Source organism: Desulfosporomusa polytropa, assembly GCF_055380075.1.
Genome location: NZ_AP042399.1, coordinates 69,954 through 89,155 on the forward strand (window position 1 = coordinate 69,954; position 19,202 = coordinate 89,155).

General features: G+C 41.8%; 23 protein-coding genes. 12 read left to right on the forward strand and 11 right to left on the reverse strand.

Annotation, left to right across the window (positions count from 1 at the left end; translation table 11 throughout):
• Window positions 1–26 precede the first annotated feature (26 nt).
• From ACZ449_RS00565 to ACZ449_RS00615, 11 genes are all read right to left on the reverse strand, one after another.
• The gene (locus ACZ449_RS00565) at window positions 27–560 is read right to left on the reverse strand and encodes a hypothetical protein (RefSeq protein WP_464256850.1); all 534 of its coding nucleotides are present in this window, start codon (window positions 558–560) and stop codon (window positions 27–29) included.
• Window positions 557–1,009, reverse strand: coding sequence for an RNase H family protein (locus ACZ449_RS00570; RefSeq protein ID WP_464256851.1), 453 nt, complete (start codon window positions 1,007–1,009; stop codon window positions 557–559). The genes ACZ449_RS00565 and ACZ449_RS00570 overlap by 4 nt, the downstream gene beginning before the upstream one ends.
• Window positions 1,009–1,266: a hypothetical protein gene (locus tag ACZ449_RS00575; RefSeq protein ID WP_464256852.1), complete on the reverse strand. Its 258-nt coding sequence runs from the start codon at window positions 1,264–1,266 to the stop codon at window positions 1,009–1,011. The genes ACZ449_RS00570 and ACZ449_RS00575 overlap by 1 nt, the downstream gene beginning before the upstream one ends.
• Before the next feature lies 1 nt (window position 1,267).
• Entirely contained in the window at window positions 1,268–1,561 is a 294-nt protein-coding gene (locus ACZ449_RS00580) for a hypothetical protein (RefSeq protein ID WP_464256853.1), read from the reverse strand.
• Window positions 1,562–1,636: 75 nt separating this feature from the next.
• Window positions 1,637–2,404 (reverse strand): hypothetical protein, encoded by a 768-nt coding sequence (locus tag ACZ449_RS00585; RefSeq protein ID WP_464256854.1) that lies wholly within the window; start codon window positions 2,402–2,404, stop codon window positions 1,637–1,639.
• Between the two features lie 508 nt (window positions 2,405–2,912).
• Complete coding sequence (locus ACZ449_RS00590) at window positions 2,913–3,119, reverse strand: hypothetical protein (protein WP_464256855.1); 207 nt, start codon at window positions 3,117–3,119, stop codon at window positions 2,913–2,915.
• A gap of 78 nt (window positions 3,120–3,197) precedes the next feature.
• The gene (locus tag ACZ449_RS00595; RefSeq protein WP_464256856.1) at window positions 3,198–6,896 is read right to left on the reverse strand and encodes a hypothetical protein; all 3,699 of its coding nucleotides are present in this window, start codon (window positions 6,894–6,896) and stop codon (window positions 3,198–3,200) included.
• A gap of 430 nt (window positions 6,897–7,326) precedes the next feature.
• A complete protein-coding gene (locus ACZ449_RS00600; RefSeq protein ID WP_464256857.1) occupies window positions 7,327–7,485 on the reverse strand; it encodes a hypothetical protein in 159 nt (52 codons plus the stop codon).
• 264 nt (window positions 7,486–7,749) lie between these two features.
• The gene (locus tag ACZ449_RS00605) at window positions 7,750–7,899 is read right to left on the reverse strand and encodes a hypothetical protein (protein ID WP_464256858.1); all 150 of its coding nucleotides are present in this window, start codon (window positions 7,897–7,899) and stop codon (window positions 7,750–7,752) included.
• Window positions 7,900–8,188: 289 nt separating this feature from the next.
• Window positions 8,189–9,214: a hypothetical protein gene (locus ACZ449_RS00610; protein ID WP_464256859.1), complete on the reverse strand. Its 1,026-nt coding sequence runs from the start codon at window positions 9,212–9,214 to the stop codon at window positions 8,189–8,191.
• Window positions 9,177–10,025, reverse strand: coding sequence for a ParA family protein (locus ACZ449_RS00615; RefSeq protein WP_464256860.1), 849 nt, complete (start codon window positions 10,023–10,025; stop codon window positions 9,177–9,179). The genes ACZ449_RS00610 and ACZ449_RS00615 overlap by 38 nt, the downstream gene beginning before the upstream one ends.
• A gap of 166 nt (window positions 10,026–10,191) precedes the next feature.
• Between ACZ449_RS00615 and ACZ449_RS00620 the strand changes: the two genes are divergently transcribed.
• From ACZ449_RS00620 to ACZ449_RS00675, 12 genes are all read left to right on the forward strand, one after another.
• Window positions 10,192–10,767, forward strand: a complete 576-nt coding sequence (locus ACZ449_RS00620; protein ID WP_464256861.1) for an HD-GYP domain-containing protein — start codon at window positions 10,192–10,194, stop codon at window positions 10,765–10,767.
• A gap of 108 nt (window positions 10,768–10,875) precedes the next feature.
• Window positions 10,876–11,157, forward strand: coding sequence for a hypothetical protein (locus ACZ449_RS00625; RefSeq protein WP_464256862.1), 282 nt, complete (start codon window positions 10,876–10,878; stop codon window positions 11,155–11,157).
• Window positions 11,154–11,852, forward strand: a complete 699-nt coding sequence (locus ACZ449_RS00630; RefSeq protein WP_464256863.1) for a hypothetical protein — start codon at window positions 11,154–11,156, stop codon at window positions 11,850–11,852. Before ACZ449_RS00625 ends, ACZ449_RS00630 begins: the two co-directional genes overlap by 4 nt.
• Before the next feature lie 28 nt (window positions 11,853–11,880).
• On the forward strand, window positions 11,881–12,237 hold the full coding sequence (locus ACZ449_RS00635) for a hypothetical protein (protein ID WP_464256864.1): 357 nt from the start codon (window positions 11,881–11,883) through the stop codon (window positions 12,235–12,237).
• An 11-nt stretch (window positions 12,238–12,248) separates the two neighbouring features.
• The gene (locus tag ACZ449_RS00640) at window positions 12,249–13,037 is read left to right on the forward strand and encodes a hypothetical protein (RefSeq protein WP_464256865.1); all 789 of its coding nucleotides are present in this window, start codon (window positions 12,249–12,251) and stop codon (window positions 13,035–13,037) included.
• Between the two features lie 5 nt (window positions 13,038–13,042).
• On the forward strand, window positions 13,043–13,555 hold the full coding sequence (locus tag ACZ449_RS00645; protein WP_464256866.1) for a hypothetical protein: 513 nt from the start codon (window positions 13,043–13,045) through the stop codon (window positions 13,553–13,555).
• 11 nt (window positions 13,556–13,566) lie between these two features.
• Entirely contained in the window at window positions 13,567–14,508 is a 942-nt protein-coding gene (locus tag ACZ449_RS00650) for a hypothetical protein (protein WP_464256867.1), read from the forward strand.
• Between the two features lie 20 nt (window positions 14,509–14,528).
• Window positions 14,529–14,780: a hypothetical protein gene (locus ACZ449_RS00655; RefSeq protein ID WP_464256868.1), complete on the forward strand. Its 252-nt coding sequence runs from the start codon at window positions 14,529–14,531 to the stop codon at window positions 14,778–14,780.
• A 191-nt stretch (window positions 14,781–14,971) separates the two neighbouring features.
• On the forward strand, window positions 14,972–15,433 hold the full coding sequence (locus ACZ449_RS00660) for a hypothetical protein (RefSeq protein WP_464256869.1): 462 nt from the start codon (window positions 14,972–14,974) through the stop codon (window positions 15,431–15,433).
• Window positions 15,434–15,465: 32 nt separating this feature from the next.
• Complete coding sequence (locus ACZ449_RS00665; RefSeq protein ID WP_464256870.1) at window positions 15,466–15,822, forward strand: hypothetical protein; 357 nt, start codon at window positions 15,466–15,468, stop codon at window positions 15,820–15,822.
• Window positions 15,823–15,907: 85 nt separating this feature from the next.
• Entirely contained in the window at window positions 15,908–17,461 is a 1,554-nt protein-coding gene (locus tag ACZ449_RS00670) for a terminase large subunit domain-containing protein (RefSeq protein ID WP_464256892.1), read from the forward strand.
• Window positions 17,462–17,576: 115 nt separating this feature from the next.
• Complete coding sequence (locus ACZ449_RS00675) at window positions 17,577–19,193, forward strand: hypothetical protein (protein WP_464256871.1); 1,617 nt, start codon at window positions 17,577–17,579, stop codon at window positions 19,191–19,193.
• Window positions 19,194–19,202 lie beyond the last annotated feature (9 nt).

Sequence of the window (19,202 nt, forward strand, 5' to 3'; positions counted from 1 at the left end):
TTCAAATAGTTAATACTATTTTAAACTTATTTGTTGCCAGTGACAACACGTATATTGTCGCTAGAACCGGTAAAGCCAAAGAAGTTCTTAACAGAGCTGTATGCTCCACTGAGTTCTTCTTTAGCATGGATTACTTCTGGATCAGTTTGCAGCTCTTGTTTAGTACGGCGTGCATTTTCAAGAGTGGAACCAATTAGAGTGGCGCCAGTAGCTAATGCTGTTTTAGCTGCTACTTTAACAATACCAGTGCCTGCTTTGATACCAGCCTGAGCTACAGGAGCAACGACACGATAGGCAGCGAAGTCAGCGGCACCAATAATAGCGTCACGAGTTTTATTGATTACACGAACGGTACCGCGGCTATAGTTTTCTATTGCACAACGACGACGAATAGAACTAAGGGCAGATTCAGGAACATCATAGATAGATAACATGGGCGGGTTATCAATTACAATAGCACTAAGACTAAGTTCTACTTTGCAATAGTTCTCCATAGTCTTAGCATCATGAACAGTATCGAAGTCAATTTGAACTTCAGGTATAATTACAGGTGTACTCATACGAGCCACTCTCCCTTTTCATTAATGTACAGCGCATTTGCTGCCTGGAATGCTAAATGATCAGCATCATTGTTTTCTTCCGTAGGTATATGCTCAATACCTAAAATTCTGTCATAAACCAGAGGCAGAGTGTTCTCAATTGGTTCCCATAGGTCACGATTAGATTTACGTTTAGCTGTGCCGATGATCCCATCAACAGTCGTCTTTGAGTCCGATAGTATCAATGCCTTCACTTCTTTGTTTTCTAAAATAAACTGAAGTGCGCCATTAAATGCAATAGCCTCACAACGATTGTTGGTTATCTTACCTTCGACATTGGGTTTGAACATGCGGCGATAGATCATTTGGTTAGAACCTTTATCATAGACACAGATGGCACAGCCACCTCTGGCGTCAGGTTGACCATTATTAAGACAACTACCGTCTGTGCGAATTACTACTTCTCTCATCATTGTAATTCAGCCTTTCCAATATAGATTTTAACACCTCGCTTTGCTAATGACATAGCGTTTTCCTTAGTTAATTCATGAAGATCTTTAACTAACCCAGACTTAACATACCCAGAGCTGTTAATGAGTTTTTGAGGCACATCGATGATAGCGCCATCTTTACGATAGATAGTGAGCGCGCCGAAACCGGAATTTTCCATAACACCATGAGTGGCTGAACGATTAGGTCTATTGTGTCTAACTACTGTGAAACTCATGCTATGCCACCTCTTTGGTGACTTTGCCTGACCATTTTTGATCAAACATTTTACCCATACTTTCAATAGCTTTGAATGTGCTGACAGCATGTCCATAAACACTTTTAAGTAAGGGGGCTGCTGTCTTGATAAGACCCATATAATCGACAACGAAACCTGGTTCTATATTAACAAGTACATCACCATTTGAGGTGTCCACAACAACAGTTGCATTAACGTCATTTGTTTTAATATCGAACATGCGGGCTAGATCCTCGACGGCTTGGCTTTCTTCTTTTGACAATGCAATTTTCATATTAGTAGCCTCCAATTTTTTATTTAAAATGAGAAAGGCCCACACATTTCTGCGTGAGCCTGTAAATTACTGTGATTAGAAATCTTCGCCGGCAACGACTTGTGCAGTTTCGACGGAGAGTTCAGGGATCAGGGCTTTGGCTCTTTCAATAGCAGTGAGTACATCAATCATCTCTTTGCTATTGTTAGGACGTTCAACATGCAGATCACCGGCATACGTAGTAACTTTGTATTTACCACGTAATTTGATTTCTGCAGTTACTGGTACAGTGAGGTCAGTTGTTACTTCATTGCCTTCCTCATCTTTTGTAATAAAGGTAGTAGCTTCACCGGTAATGGCATCAAACACAAGCTCGGCACCGATAGGGATTTCTTGCCCCTGAGCATTGATTTCCCATACAGTAGCTGATTTGATTGGTGCAAAGCTAACTTTGGCTTCACATGCTTCGTAAGCTGCGATAAGCTCCTCGATGGCAACAACCAGGTCTTCATGCTCTTCATCTTCATACATCCAGTCTTTGAGCATGGTAGTGCGAGGATCGGCGCCAGCCTTAACTTGTTTAACCATTTCCCAGCAGCGAACAATAGGACCAGTCAAACGTCCCTCTTTACTCTTGCCTGAGTAGGAGATGATTAGGACTTCACCGGTAAAATTACTTTCAGCGAATTGGTTCAGCGAGAACGCAATAGTCCTGAGTGCAGCCACTTCTTTATCGCATTCCATTTCAGCCTGCATTTCATTGATTTTCGCAGGAGCTTTAGGATTGTAGCTGATTCTGCCTACAGTACCAGCATTGGAAGTAATAACTTGTACGCGGCTGTTAAAGCTTCTTGGTAATAACATAGTAGGGACTCCTTTCGTGCCTAGCCTGCTACTTTATCTAATAGTCAGGTCTTACTGGGCGGGACACCGAACAACGCCACTCTCGATGCGATGCAGTTAAGCGCCACAAAGCAATGTGCCGTTGTTTTAATAGCTTCTAGCTTCTTTTGCAGTAACGAAAGTTAAAACTATGAAGTATGCAAAAGAAAAGAAGGAAATAGAACAACTAAAGTACCAACAAGAGGTACGTGGAGAAAAAAGCCTCATTCTCGTAACTGGTAACCTGGTATTACATAGACTTACACAGGCTCGTGCGATGCCACCCGTATTTTTAATGTATAAGTCTAATTACCGGTAAAAGGCACGTGGAGAAAGCGAGCGCAGCGAGCTCGTGTCCCCCTGCGGCAATCTTTTTTCGAGATGCCACTAGTTAGTGCAACGGCACTGGTCTCGCATGTGTACACGGGGACTGTGAGTTGGCCTTCGTGGCACTCCGTAGGAGGTTGCGCGCGGATCTCCCCGAAGGGGATTAAAATGCCAGCCTAAGTTGTTTTGGTTTATCTGGCATTTCTTGAATAGGTATAATAGATACATCACGCAGATCATATCCTTTCAAACGAGATTTAATATTGTTAACAGCTTGCTTCCTGGATACGGCTACAGTAAACTCGCAAAACGAGGAATTATTGTCAGTCTTTCGGTAGACCTTGATACCACTGATTTCATACTTAGTCATAACGATCGCTCCTTAAAATAAAATAAGGCGCTACCCATATTGAGTAACGCCCCCTGTAAATAACAAAAGCCACATTAATTAAAATGCGACAGAATCAGATGTTTTGATGAATTGTTTGAAAGAATTGCTAGCAGCCTTTCTTGCTTGTAATCTCTTAGCTTCGCGTTCTTTTTTGCTGGCTGTGAGTTCTGCTTCGGTTACTTCAAGGTTAACAGTATTTTCGATGACTACGATAACGACAGAACGGAGATTCTTGTTATTACCGACAGTGCCACCGCAGATAACTTGCTTAACAACACCTTGAGCATTACGATACATGTTGGCCATAGCCTTATTGGATGCACAATGGAACTTGCATACTTGTTCACCCTCAAGCATAACGGCATTGTTTTGGAATGGTTTTAGAGTAATTACATCACCAGTGTTGAGTTTCTCTATAATAGTTCTTGCATTCTTAGCTTCAGATGCATGAGTCTTAAACAAGATCGTGGAAGTGTTAGTAGCCGGTACAGGAACTAATTCAGTAATAAGCTTAGTGGCGAACATTTTACTAGCATACTCACGAATAGTGAATTCACCAGTAAGGTTAGCTTTGGTGCGAGCCAATTTACCTTTCACATTCGCAAGACCACCAATAAAGGATACGATCTCACCTGTTTCGAAATCGCAACGATCAAGCTTTTCACCTGCGAAATTGATTTCAGCCTGTTCTGCAACCACATAATGTACGAACTCTTCCGGGCATACAGTGAATGCAAAATTGCTTTCTCTGCCTGCTTCGATCAAGAGTTTGGTACGTGTAACAGGATCAAGGCCAGGAGTAAGGATACGAACCTGGTTGCTTAGTTCAGCGATGTTGCGTTTGTATTCATCATTGATTAAGCGGATCTCTTCTTTGCTTTTGTCAACGATTTCACGACGCATAATACCAGTCATATCAGAGTACATGTTCTTGCATTCAACGATGGCGCCATAGACAGGAGCAATGTCAGCTCTAGCAGTAATCTTCTTGAAATCAGCTATTTCAGAATCAGTGAACTTAGGATCAATTTTGGAAAGTTTAGTAGCAGTCGCATAGAGTTTACGCATGAGCTCAGCGCGTACTTCATGGAATTGGTCCATTACATAGTAATGTTCTTCTTCTCCGTTAGCACCTTGAATAAAACGTAATCCGGCTTTGGTATTAACTAAGAATTTAACATTTCCCTTAGTTTGAATCTCTTCTGATTCATCGATAGCACCATAATCTTCTTCGTCAATGTAGTTGCCCCAACGAATGCGTAATTCCATATCGCTACGGCTCAGAAGATGAATACCAGTCATATCGTAAGGAACAACAACCTTATCACGAGTCTTAGCACTATCGATAGTACGTTCTTGTAGCATACGCTCAACAGTAGCCAGGTCTAACAGTATAGCAATCATATTGTCTTTAGTAAGAGCAGTGGCTTTAGCTCTATCAACAATATCTTCAGTAGTAGCATCGCTAATATCTTGAACACTTACACCATGGCCCTCTTTATCCATATAGGTATTGAGTGGGCTTTCATATACTTCGAGGCAATGGCTACCTTCAAATATACGCCCAAGAACATAAGCAGCATCTTGTTCAAGCTTATCTTGAAGCAGACCAATCAGTAGACCAACAATAATATCATTCATAATTGTGATCTCACCAACAGACTTGTTAGCATTACGAATCATGCTAATGAATACCTTCCAGCCAACATTGCGAGTAAAAGGTTTTTGTTCAACTTCAGCTTGTTTGGCAGCGTCATTAATGATGTTAATAGCCAAAGGTTCTCTCTTGCGAAGGATGTTAACAAATTCAGGATCGAAGTACGCTTCAAGAGCATCAGCATCATAGTCCATACCAGCTAGCTTCTTCTTGTTAATCTCAATAGCAGGCACCATGATGACGGCTGAGCTTAAAGTCTTAAATAGACGACGAAGTAACCATTTCTTCTTGGTATCAAGATCAGATGCTTCGATACGTTCAAGTATTTCAGCAAAAGACACAACGCGATCGCAACCGTATTCCAATGGATGCATCTTAGGGAATTTAAACATAGCGATATACCATTCGGATTTGTCTAAGCCTATCGAAATGAAATATTCCTCAGCAGCCGGCGAAAACACTTCACCTTTCTTTAAGAAGCGTTTCATGAAAGCCATGCTCATATCAGGAACAATCTTGAGGTGAGCGCCAGCAGTATAGAATTTTAATTTACCGATGTCACGAATCATACCTTTAATATGATTGTCGATAATAGTGTGAGCCAATTTGGCATACTTTTCGATTGAGAACACTGGAGCAATCTTCTGTACGGTATTCGCTGCATAGAAGCTCTTAAACTCTTCCAGTGAAGGAACAGAAGCATCCTGGTTCATAGTTTGGTCAAGGGCAGTATCCATGTGGTTAATAGCTGTCTTCATAAGCCATGCACTAGCAGCAGCAGGATCAACAAAGAACAGTGATTGTAATGGTTGCATGGAAGAACGAGCTCCAACAGAATACTCGTCAGTTACTTTAGCCATATCCAATAAGTTATAGCCGGATGCACGACGAAGATCATGTGTCATCTTAACAGCGTTCAGATCGGCATATACATCAATCTTAGACAAGTCTTCATGATGGGTGTCGGTAATAACTAGATTCTTGCCGAAGAACTTGGATTGTTTCTTAGTGGACTTGCGGAACAACATATTGAAGTGTTTCTGATCATCAGCAGTCACATCTTCGCGGCAAAGGAATATAGTTTTGTTACCACCAAAGTTAATAAACTCAGTAACGAAATCTTGTTCAGTAGCAAGTTCTTGAGTCTTGCTGTTATAGGGACGATCCTGGTCGGCAGTACCAATCACGGCACGTTCAGCAACAACATACTTGTCGCCAGAGAAAACAGATGCCTTGAAGCGAGCCGATACAAAACTGCCACCATCATACCAAGGATTGCCGAACTCATCGACCCATTCATCGCAATAAATAGCAAAATTGCTAACATTGGCATCATGCATGCTGCTTGGAGACTTGTATTGATTAAGACGAGCGCCACCAAACTTAAAGGCTTCATCAGCAGTCATCTCTTGACCGAGGATAATATCACTTGCTCCATAGGAAGCGATGTTACGAAGCTCTGAAGCATGAGTTAGATCTTGGTTAGCATAGAGTGTAACTGCCCCCTTACGCATTTGGCTAGCACTAGCACCTTGGCCTCCCTCAATGCCAGAGTAAGCATATACGCCAGCTTTAATAGAACCATCTGCGTTATAAACTACAGACGCATCCACGTCTACGAGTTCATTGATATCATAGACAGTCTTACCATCCAGATTAGCAACATAGATCTTTCTAGCAAAGCCGCCATTGTAATTAACAATGAAAATGCGATCACCAAAGATCTCAGCGTTTTCATTGAACTTGCTAAAGTCCACATTAATCATTTCAGGGCAGAAACGATCAATCATGCGAACAACCTTACCAAACTTAACAAGAACATTGTTTTCGATAGTCAGATGTGGAGTCTCTATATTGTAGCCAACAGGCACAACAGACTCTTCTATATGGGATTCGAAGACTTTCAGAAGCACGATATTAACCATGGCCTCTTTCTTATTGAATTCTGGGCGCAAGGCTTCAAAAGTTGTACGTCTATCAACATAGTAACGCGCCATCATTTTATCAGCAATCAATTCGAGTTTTTCATTCATAACAAATTCCCCCTTTTTGTTTTCAGAAACGGAAGCAGTATTTTGGTTTGCAGTTGTTTTAGTCATGATAATTACCCCTTTACAAGTTGAATTTTGGACAAAACAAAAAGCACCAAAATCAATGCGAATTTCGCCTGATCTTGCTGCTAATGCAATATCGTCGTTGTTAAGTACAACTAACTAAACTAAGGGTTATATTGCATAACCCCTATATGGCGCTCAGTACAGGACTGCCGATACACTACCCCTATTGATTAAGAATCGGGGCTATGGTACAATAAAGCTGTAATCTGGTGGTATACTATGGTTACGTGTTGGTAGTGTACAGTCCCGTCTGGACAACTGTACTGTACACTACCAGACTTACAACAATCTGGCGGCATGATACAACACCTCCTATATAGAGAGTAGTACATAGATATGCACTCTATAAGACAGCTACGCTAATAGCTGCCCTAACAATGCATACTTGTAATAAAGATGATTAAGATAAGGACTAGCGGTCTAGGCAATCCTTTTTATCAACAATCATCTGAGAATGGGTCGTCCCTATGTGGGCGGCCTTTTCTTGTTCATAGCTGTCTGCCTCTACAACAGCAGTGGCTACATAACCTACTACTAGCAGTGTTACTACAGCCTTAATTAAGTTAGTCATGATAAGAACCTCCATGGGCATAGCCCTATAATAGTAGTGCTCTATGCACTCCATACTGTGGCTATACTTATAAGCAAAGCCACAGAAGCAACGCATACAGAATCAGTCTTCTTCTTCTTTGAGAAACTCATCAATAAGGGAATGATCAGTATCATCTAAGTCAAATTCAAGATCATTGATGAATTCCTCCGCATATTGTTCAAACATAGTTAAACAACCCCTTTATCTTTAGTGTAGTAGTGCTATATGTGCTCTATAGAGCTATTAGGCAGCCATTCTTTGATAACTACCTAGTGGTAAACAAGTAGTGCCCATGCATGCATATACGCGCACATAAGACCCCTGTTCTATGCGGAGAATATTCCATCCACGTACTTCAAACTTAATGATTTGCTCTTGAGTAACGATATTCATGATATGCCTCCATTTAGGCTCAGCTGCAACCCGCAGTTCTGGCCATCGAACTGGATACCCGGGGGCTCCAATTCTTTGTTAAGAAAACTCATATATATACCTAGTACCCCCAGAAATTTTTTATATTTTCAAATCCCCTATAGCATTTTTACAAATAGAAATAGGCCACCTAGCTTTTATACTAGGTGGCCTATTTTTGTGCTATTAAATTGTCAGAAAGTTTCTAACGAAAAAGGTAAAACCCCACGTATTTACTGAGCTGAGTGGCATTATTCCAACGGTTGGAATTCTATTGCTGGAAGGGTATCCCGTACTTCGTATAGATTCTGTGCATAGATTTACGGAAGCTCTCCTCTGCCTTCTTAGATATCTTTACGGTGAAGGTTATATCCTTATCTGACTCGTCGACGATCTTCAAATTAGATGAAACTCCGCCATCTGTATTGATTATGGCAAATAGCTTATCAAGCTGCTCTTTCTTTTTGCCTATAAAGTCTTTGAAGTTCTTACCTTCCAATTTGTCTTTGTAGTTGTCGTAGATATACTCCTGCAAGTTCTTGTCTACTTTAGTGAGGTGCAAAGCATTCCTTGTTGATAGCTTCCCTTCCTGAATCATCTTCAAGAAGTTAGGTATTAGCTTTTTGCCCATAAGTCTGAAGTTGTAGGCTTGAGACTTCTTAATGCTGTATTTAGTCATCAGCTTCTCTGTGAGGACCGCGGCACTCTGGTTGCGGTCTGCGTTTTGTTCATCAAGATAATCGAACAAGAAGCATTTAAGCTTTACTTCTGGAGGCATGGATATGCGTTGCTCTGTATTAGAGTGTACGATGATCCGACGGGCGTCTATGTCTGCACACTTACCATCCGGATAAGCGAACGCATAGACCTCTTGCCATTCTGCGTATCCTTCTTCTACTAAGTATTGGGCTGCGCTCCTGCGCGTGCGGCCGGCTAAGCCTTGCCATTTGATTTTTGGATTATCTGGAGACTTGTAGCCTCTTACGATAATTGGTGAAAGTTGTCCTTCATTAAGTAACGATACAGCTAAGTTCATGATATGATCATCTGACTGAACACCAAAAAAATCCCAATCTTCTGGAGCATCCTCAATTTCATCGAGTCTGACTTTAATAAGTTCTGTTCCAGGAAGAGGAGTAACAGTCTTCAATTGTTCATTTGCAATATCTTCTCTGTGCCTGAGACTGCCTCCTATATCTCTTATAGTTGGCGCATTTTTATCTACAGGCACTACAATGTTTGCAAATTTGGCTAACTTACTATTTGTTTTGGGCTGCCGATTCGTAGATGTCGACACGGGCAAGAACCTCCTCTACTAAATCTATATATTGGCCAAGAGCGTCCATATCTTTTTTTGTTCTCATTGAGATGCCCTCGGCTGCGAACTCTTGAATCTTAACCTTTGCTTGAATTGTCGCATCAAATACCATTGCATCATATTCGTCGTTTGCTTTCTGTAAGAATCCTTGATTGATTCCATATCTACTATTGAATAGTGATGGAACTATGCCGAGTATTCTAAGGTCTGGATTATATCCCTTTTGAATACCATTCGAGAATCCGAAGTATCTTTTAACAGCTTCATAGCAAAGCATATCACAAGACATTAAGACAACCGCATAATCGCTAGCTACTAATCCCATTCTCGTTGCCAATCCTGTGCTTGGCGGTAAGTCCAGAATGATGTAATCATATTCTTTTCTTAGCGGTTCGATTTTGCTCTTAAGCATTTGGAGGTGCACATCTTTTTCAAACAGATGTCTATTCTCATCGCGCCAATCAACATAGACGTATAACTCTAAGTCACTCAAATGATCCTCAGCTGGTAAAATGTGCAGATTTTCTGTGACCTTAACGATGCATTCATGTGGATCTCTAACACCCGCTATTAATTCTAACGTTGTATAGTGCTCGAAATCATATATGCTGCGGCGAGTCAGAAAAAATGTCGAGTTGCCTTGCGAATCGATATCAATCAGTAATACTTTCTTTTTCTTCTTTTCGGCAAGTATGTGCGCGACAAGGCATGATGTGCTTGTTTTGCCGACCCCACCTTTTTGTATACCAAAGCTAATGATTTTTGCTCTTTTTTCTTTAGTGACCGCCATATACTGTTTCACTCCATTATAAAAATTTGCTTATGCTTTATTTCTGCACTTAATTATTTATATCCTTCAAAAAACTAGTAATCCTAAAAAATATTGCACTTACGTAATAACATTCATGCGTGAGGTAATACATAGGCGTGCAAGTTATGATAGGTAGGTGATGTTAATGAAAATCATACAATCTTTTCGCGACGTACAACACCTAGCAATAGATATAGCAAGAAAACTAGACATAATCGATACGTATCATTTTCATCACTCCATCAATGTTTGTTTACTCTCTATGTCTGTCGGTGAGAAATACGGATTAAGTAACAAGCAGCTAGAAGAACTTGGCATAGCTGCGATACTTCACGACATAGGGAAAATCAAAATACCACATTACATCTGGACGATGCCGAATAAACCAAACGAACTCGAATGGGCATTCATAAAAGAGCACCCAATGTTTAGCTACGAAATGATTCAAGAATATAGGTTTCCGATGGATGTGTGCATAGGCGCATTACATCATCATGAGCGTTTAGATGGAAGTGGTTATCCACATGAATTGAAAGCAAACGAGATTAGCGATTATGGCAAAATCATTGCTATTGCCGATGTTTACGACGCAATGAGATCCAGGAGGAGCTATAAAGAACCGACTCCGCACAAGGAAGCTATTAAGTTTTTGGTTGATCACTCAGGCAAGAGTTTTGATCCGGATCTGTTACTTGCTTTTAAAGAAATATGTAAGGAATAATCGAGGTCGGTGCTGAGCCGACCTAATTTTTTTTGTATATCTTTGGATATAAGCATTTTCGACAGTAATATCTGATAGAGACAGTCTTTATATAGGGAGGAATCAAATATGTCTCTTGTTAAGATAAATGGCAAGCAAACTGTCGAAGGAAAATTCTCTTTTAGCTCTGAGCTGGACGACCTCAGCAAGCCTGCAAAGATTACAATTTCGGGAGTATTCCAGTCCGCAGAATACATCGAGGAGATTACACAACTAGAAAATGAACGTTTTATTCTCAACAATATTAAGGTAAAACACGAAGCATTTGGTTCTGAATCAGACGATATTATCTACACTTTTACCGCTGGCGGTTTTCGTGTAAAAAAGCTAGATAGGAGGAAGCAATCATGAGCGATGAATGCGAAGAAGTTAAAGCCATAGATATAACAACCGCTGAAAAATCTCAAGCGGTCACTAATCGCGAAAACTTTGAAAACATGATTGTAAGCCAAAATTTATGGGGCCACTCCGAAGCTGGTTTAGAAGCTAAACGTGCTGCTATGACGATGTTGAGTACAAAAACAGGTATGTACGCCAGGATACCGTTAGTTTGTAAAGCCGATTCTTGTCCATACTCTGAAACCTGCCAATTAATACCGTACGACCTGGCCCCTCAGGGCGAATATTGCCCAGTCGAAACGGCGCAGATAGAAATTAGGGCTGTAGCTTATTCTCAGGATTTCGATTTAGATAGATCATCGTTTACTGATAGAAATCTAGTAAACGAAATCATTAGTTTAGATATTATGCTCGAACGCTGCAGAGCACTTATGGCCAAAGAAGGTACTCCTGTTATTGAGATCGTCGCCGGCGTTTCAGAACATGGTGACGAAATTAAACAGCCAGCCGTGTCGAAGGCGTGGGAAGCTTATGAGAAGATCGCAAAGAAACGCAACGAAGCTTACCAACTCATGATGGCAACCCGTTACAACAAGAAAGATGACGGAAAAAAAGAAAAGACAGTTACAGAAATTTTGGCAGAAGCTGTTTCTCAGGAAGGTTTTATGGATGTCGAAGAACGTCCAGAGCATCTAAGAGAAGAATAACCAGGCGAAGAAAAACGAGGTGCAAAAAATGAGCAAACTTGGAGTAGTCAAAACAATACTGCGATCTAATGAAAAGATCAGTGGCTCCCTTGGAGGCGTATTTGACGGGGTTACCGGATCGATAAATAACATCTTTCGTAGACCGCGATTGCAAGGCCCGATGCCTGCCGACTCTACGGAAAAACTTCGTATGGGCATATTTGATGGTATTAAAGAAGCGCATCGTGGCGATCCAAAAGCTTGGGATACGATTGGTGGATATAGCGGTCGAAAAATAGCTGGCTCTTACATGGGTGTATCCGCAGCTGCTCGTATCGCAACCGGTGGTGGTCTCTATAAAGATAAAGACGGAAATACCGATGTGATCGGCGTTCCATTGATCTGAGGTGAATAGCGATGGTCTGGGGATCAATCAAAGATGCAGCAAAAAACATAGGTGGAGCTTTTAATGCAGGTTTAAAAACCGGACTAGGTGATTTTGCTGGCGCAGGTAGCTCAATGTTACCCAACATTGGTAGTGTTGGCGGATTAGCAACAATCGGTGGCCTAAGTGTAGCCGGTGCCGGTGCAGGTAGTTATTATGGCTCGATTTCTAATACCAGCCCTACAATTGCAGACGGAGCCGTAGCCGGTGCGGCAGTGGGCGCAGCAGCTCTTCCCGCCGCTGGTTTAGCAGTAGCAGCCGGATGGGGAGTAGTAAACAATCTTGATAAAATTGGCGAGGCAGCCTTTGCGACAGCTCGTGGAGCTTCGTGGTTAGGAAAAGGAGCATTAAGAGCTTCTAATTTTACCGGACCATTCGCTGGCGGGAATGCCGCTAGTCGATTTGCAAACACCGTTTCCAGTAATTTTATGAATCCAGTCGGAAGCATTGCCAATAAGTTTGCGAAAGCATCCAAAGGGCTAATTACTCACACTCCAAGAGCACAATCCTGGAATGCCGAAAAAGGAATAATGGAATCTAAAGGTGGCGGAATGAAATTATCCACTTGGGGCAAGGCCGCCGTAGCTGGCGTGGGATTGTATTCGGGAGTTATGAAAGCAATGGATACTTTCGAACAGAGCCGAATGGGAATGATGGATAGTTTTGTTGCTACAAATACACCTCAAATTCCGTCTTACAAAGATGATGCTGGAGCAACCGGCGATTTGGTTTTCGCATTAAACGCCAATCGAAGAGGGTGAAATAAATGAGCTTAATAAGAGCAGCCACTAAAATGGCCGAAAAAGTTGGGGGTAAGATAAGTGGCAAAATGGCTACAACCGGCAGCGAAATTGGCGCCAAAGGAAGCGGGAAAATGGGAGGTGTAGGCGTTGGCGCAATGGTCAATGGAGGTATGGGCGTTTACTTCGGTTATGACGGATATAATTCAGCCCGCGAACAAGGCAATGGCGTTGTCTCATCACTCGCCAGTGCAGTAGGCGAAGCAGCTCTTCCAATGTTAATGGGTGGCTGGGCGTACGCCGGTTATCTTGCGGCAACCGAATTACCTGGCGCAGCCGTTAGCGCAGTCGAATCTTACAACCAGTATGGACGCAGCTTGGCTAAGCAGAATAGACAAACACCTTTTATGAATGCAAAATTCAACGAAACGCAACAAACATTTACTATGCGTCAGGCGGGAATGGCTCTAGCGCAAAAGTCGAAATACAATCTCCAACAAACCATGCTGGGCAACGAAGCTCAATATATGCATAGGTAGGAAGTGATCACATGAGCAAATTAAAAAGTGCAACAAGTCTATTTAAAGGAAAAGGCATAACGAAAGAGTTAGCTCGTATTGCCGGCAACGACACAGAACTAGATTTACTTAGTAAAAGCGAGATCGGAAGTCTTGCAAATCGTCTTCGCGCACCAGTCGATGGCGAAGTGCAACAATACACTTCCGAACAACTAGGAAAAGAGTTGCGAGGGCATTACAATTCAGTAATGTCAAGTAAAAAACCTGTAGTAGACGATTCGTGGGTAAACTCCCCTGAATATATTCAACACGATATTGAGTCCGCGGCAAATTCAAATTGGGCTAATCAAATTGAAAATAAAAGAGAAATGGCCGAAGCTTCAAAAGAAATACAACAAACCAAGGATTGGCAACAAAGATCTAGGATCAAGAAAATGAAAGGCGAAGGAAGAAGATATGTCCCTAGTGAGTATTCGGATTCTTATGGACTCGGTGAATCGGCTCATCCGGAGGCACAAGCATATACAAATAGGATAGACATACAAACGGGAGCTTCAACAGGAGAACCGGCAAAGGTCAATCCTCCATCGCTCGATAGATTAACGGCTAAAAAGTTAATGTCAAACATGTCTGCCGGCGAGAGATATCAATACGAAAGACTAAATGGTGAATATAAGGCGCATACAAGAGCTCTTGATACTAAAGAAGGCCGAGGAGCAGCCGGTGAATATCTTGGTTTAAAAAAGGAAGAAGAATACACAGAAGAACAATTACGAAAAAGAATGTATGACCATTTCAATAATAAAGCAACAGAAGATGCTAAATTTATGGACCATATGTGGGGTAATAAAGTTCCCCAAATAGCAGCAGGTGGCGGATTAGTTACCGCCGGGCTAGTAGGAGCCCTATCAAACACCCGTGGGCAACAAACCAATGGTCAACTTTATGGCCAGGCACCTATGCCGGGTATGTAAATAAAAAGAGAGGTAATTATATGGATCTAAAAAAAATGTCTCTCGTCGAACAAATCAAAATGAGAGAGATTGTACAAGATCCCGTATTATGGGCTAAAGCCTTTGTAAAAACATTCAATCCTGTTAATAAAAAAATAGAACCATGGACCGCTCGATGGTATCAGGTTGAAATGTTACGGGACAAAACTTTAAAGAAAGTAGCTAGATGTGGTAGACGTACGGGTGGATTTCGCCCTTTGCCTGGAAATTGCGGGAAGGCTCTTACACTTTAACTACCAACTTATCATGGTGACATGCTAAGGGCGCTGCTAATAACAGCGAGACGGTAATAAGGTTAAAGTTTGGGTAATTGGCGCAGCGAAGCTTCTGTGATAGTCACTGGGGAGTGATCCGCAGAAGAACGTTCAGAGACGTATGCTCAGGCACTTTGACGGTTAAATAAAAATTAAGGAAGTGTATTGATATGGATTTCAACATTACTCGTAGCTTAGAAAATAAGGTGTTCACCACTAGCGTCAAGTTTAGCGCTTATGGCGTATTTGACTTAACCGCAGAGGAAGAAGAAGCTCTCATTACTGACTTTGGTGCTCCGGTAATTGATCTTGGCGCAATTGCTTTTGCTGGCAAATTCGGCGTTGTTGAACGCAGAGTAGTTGCAGATAGTGCAGCTGGTGAAGATGTGGCTTTCATCCTTAACAGCAAAAAGGTCGAGGTAAAGTCCGGTTTCGAAGTAACTTACTCCGTCGATGCTAAGAAGATCGACGACAAAGAAGTTAAAGTCATTCTGAAATCGAAAGAACTCGTGGCTGAAGCGAAATGCGTTTTGTTCGAAGAGAAGGTAAAAGCAGCGCTCGCAGCCGCTATGGATGCACTGAAGCAAAAACGAACCACTTTTGAGTCTGGAGCTGCAAGCTTTACAGCTTAGTCTTCGTGGAATAATTTTAGGAGTTGATACATATGCAATTAAAATACACGAAAAGCATCAAAAAACGTGTAATTACTATCGAACTCGAAACTACTGGGTTCACCACTAACGAAACAAAAGCTCTGGATCTCTTTGGCGAACCAGAAGTGTCCATGGAAAAAAGCTACACTGGTGGCTTCCCGATTTCCTTCAGTAAGAAGATTCGGACAAGCTTCAAGGTAAAAGCTAAGTTTGATGGTACCGACAATATGGATACAGCTGCTGCGGCAGCCAATGCATTTTTCGAAGAAATTCAAGAAAAACTCGCTACAGCAATGGGAGCCGTCATGGAGCAGCTCGATTCTTCCGAATTCGAACCTACTACCGGGACTGTCGAAATAGATTACTAAAGATAAATACCCCGAATCGTGATCTAATAACCGTCAAAGAAGATATAGTCCGGCCCGCCGCCCAGGCGGGTTGAAAACCGAGACAATGTGTATCGATTCATTATGGCGCACTTTTACTAAGCAAATGTACAGGTGCTTGTTTGTTACTCCGTACGAGAACCAGGTGCGATTGATTTTTATCCGCCTAAAAGAACTCATAGATGGGTCTCCTCTTCTAAAGAAAGAAGTTAAGAGGATGACCCAAAACCCTTATATGATAGAGTGGAAGTCCGGTTCTATGATTATTGGCTTTACTACAGGGGCTGCAAGCGGCTCTGGAGGAGCTAGTATAAGAGGGCAAAGGGCTGACTATATCTATCTTGATGAAATGGATTATCTTGGCGATGGCGATTTCGATACCGTAGCGATGATTGCGGCTGAACGTGGAGATATCGGCATGTTTGTCAGTAGTACGCCTACTGGTCGACGTTCTAAGTTCTATGAATGTTGCACCAACAAGAAAATGAATTTCAAGGAGCACTATCATCCTTCTATGCACAATCCAAACTGGAACGAGGAAATGGAAGGAGAATTTAGAGCTCAGTTATCTGAACTCGGATACATCCATGAAGTACTTGCTGACTTTGGCCCGCAAGAGACTGGCGTATTCGATAAAGAAAAAATCGACATGGCTACTACATTTGAAATGTATGCTTATGCTAAACTCAATTACTTCCAAGAACAGAAGATGAAAGAACTCGGGATCACACCAAATTTCTATATGTATGAACCTGGAGAACGTGCATATGGCAATCCGTTCCGTTGTATGGGGGTCGATTGGGACAAATACTCCGCCTCATCTTCGATAGTAATTTTGGACTATGATGTTATAAGGAAAAAATTCAAGGTAATTCGTAGAGTAGAGGTTCCTCGTGGCGAGTATAGCTACGATAACGCTGTTAACCTTATAGTGGAACTAAATGACATATATAACCCATCCTGGATTTACTGCGACCGAGGAGCAGGCGAATATCAAATAGAACGCTTGCATATCATTGGTGAGCAGCGACCATCTACCGGTCTTCGCAATAAAGTCAAGGGATTTCAGTTTAAAAATGTCCTTGAAATTATGGACCCGGTAACCAGGGTTGTCACAAAAGAACCACTAAAACCATTCATGGTCAATCAGTTAGTTATTGCCTTTGAACGCGAAAAAATGATATTATCTCCATTCGACGAAACGCTGCATAAGCAATTAATCGACTACGAAGTCGAGCGCATTAGTCAATCTGGAACCCCAATATTTACTAGCGTCAATGAGCATTTTGTCGACGCATTAGGCCTGGCATATCTTGCTTTTGTACTTGAATTCCCGGAATTAACCAAATCGATCAAGAAGCCAGTTAATACAACTAAGATCATACAAACCCCGATCCAACTCGGTCAAGGAAGAGCAGATTCTGCTCTCAGAGACCTGGGTAGCCCCGCCGCCAATCCATGGGCCAGTCAACTTAAATACGACCCCACTGAACTAAAAGGTGACCGCCCAAGTTGGGTAAAAGTCCCTCTTGGAGCCAAAAACCCCGCAAGTAGCGGTGGTGGATGGGGCTCTCGTGGTGGTTCACGTAGTGGCAATAGCGGTGGCAGATCAACATGGTAGTCTCCGGTTACTCCCAGCCGGTACTATATATTTCCTCCTATCGGGACGCTAGATACCCCCTCCATCTAGCGTCCCATTTTTATACTTTTCTTTTTTACAAGGAGTGATTTACAACGTGGACGATAAAGAAAATTTGTTTTATAAACCTGACCTACAACCAGACCGAGATTATCGATCTGACGGAACCATACTTTCTCAACCCTTCGTAGAAATAGAAATTCCTACTGAAACACCAGTTCCCGATAAAATAACCCAATTGATAGAGGATATTCTTGAAATTAAAGAAATAGCTCAATTTCTTCCTGGTAATCTTCCTACTCTTATTGATGGACCGCTTAAACCTCTGCTTGATGAGCTTAATATCAAGTATCCCAATGGGAAGTCAGATGGCTTACTTGATATAGATCTAATAGAAACGTATGATCCAGGCGTAGAAGAGCCAATAGCAGAAATTCCGTATGTCTTGGAAGCAATCGAAGACTATACGTATGCCGATGCAGCATTGCCCAGTATTTTGCCTCAGTCGACAGATATAAAGATCAAAGTTACCGCACCTAAATCGTTAGCAGCTGTTGCTAGTGATACTTATAACCATGACAGTGTAGATTTGAAAAATGACTATGTTAAAAAGCTGCAAACAGTTATGCAGAAATATTTACAAGAAATGATCATGATTATGTCCGAAACTGGTCTCTCCGATATAGAGGAACTAACAAAAGAGTACGATGGAGCAGCCGTAACCATTAGTAACGCAAATCTCAAGCACTTAGGCGATTATATAGTCCGTTCTCAGATTGCTAGAGAACAGAAAACCCGGTTATTCAGGAAAACGCATAATATCGATCAGACGATGATGCATATGCGTTCTTGGCACGCGGCTGAGAAGCAACGAGAACGTTACTATGCAGAAACATATGGAGATAGCGAAACCTATTTAAACACACAAAATAATAGTCTTCTGCGCGAATCACGAGCTCTTTATGATAAAAAGTACAATCAAACTCTCTATGATATGTACAAATACTTAAATGCGTCGGTAATGATTATTGATGACACGCTAAAAATGTCACTCAAGGAGTCTCAAGCCAAAGGAATGCTGTTAAAGAACGGGGTTAACATCTACGCCACTGCAGAAACGGTAGCGGTTGCTAAAAAAACTGTTTCTACTGGTACTGGCACTACATCGACTATCGGCAATGCATCGAAGCCCTCTAACACTACATCGAATTCTACTGGAGCTATAGCGGACACTAGCGGTACCGCAGCCAAAACTGCGGCTACAAATATAACGACAGTGGTAAATGATAGCGTCGAAGCTCAACTTAAGGCACTCCATAAAGAGTTTTATGATTATGCGATGTCCGTCAAAGCCGATGTGCTACGAAAAGGTGCTATGTTAGTTGAATTATGGAACTACATGCAGACCGGCTCTTTATCAACATTAGTAGCTAAAACAACTCCAGAAGAAGTAAAGTCTGCTGTAAATTACAACATATTGGCTTCTAAATGGGAAACAGCATCAAAAGTTTCCAAAGAAGTCATGGCAAATATGAATAGCTACAGTGCGGATACTTACTTGTATGACTTGGAAACTATTAAAATCTCGCCGACGGCCGGAATGCAGACAGCTAAAAATGAATACGAAATTCACAAAACACGAATTAGCACGGTGTTAGGATACTGGAGTGCCATTCGTACTCAAGCGGTGTCAATCTTTGAAACTTTTGATTAGTACAGGTGG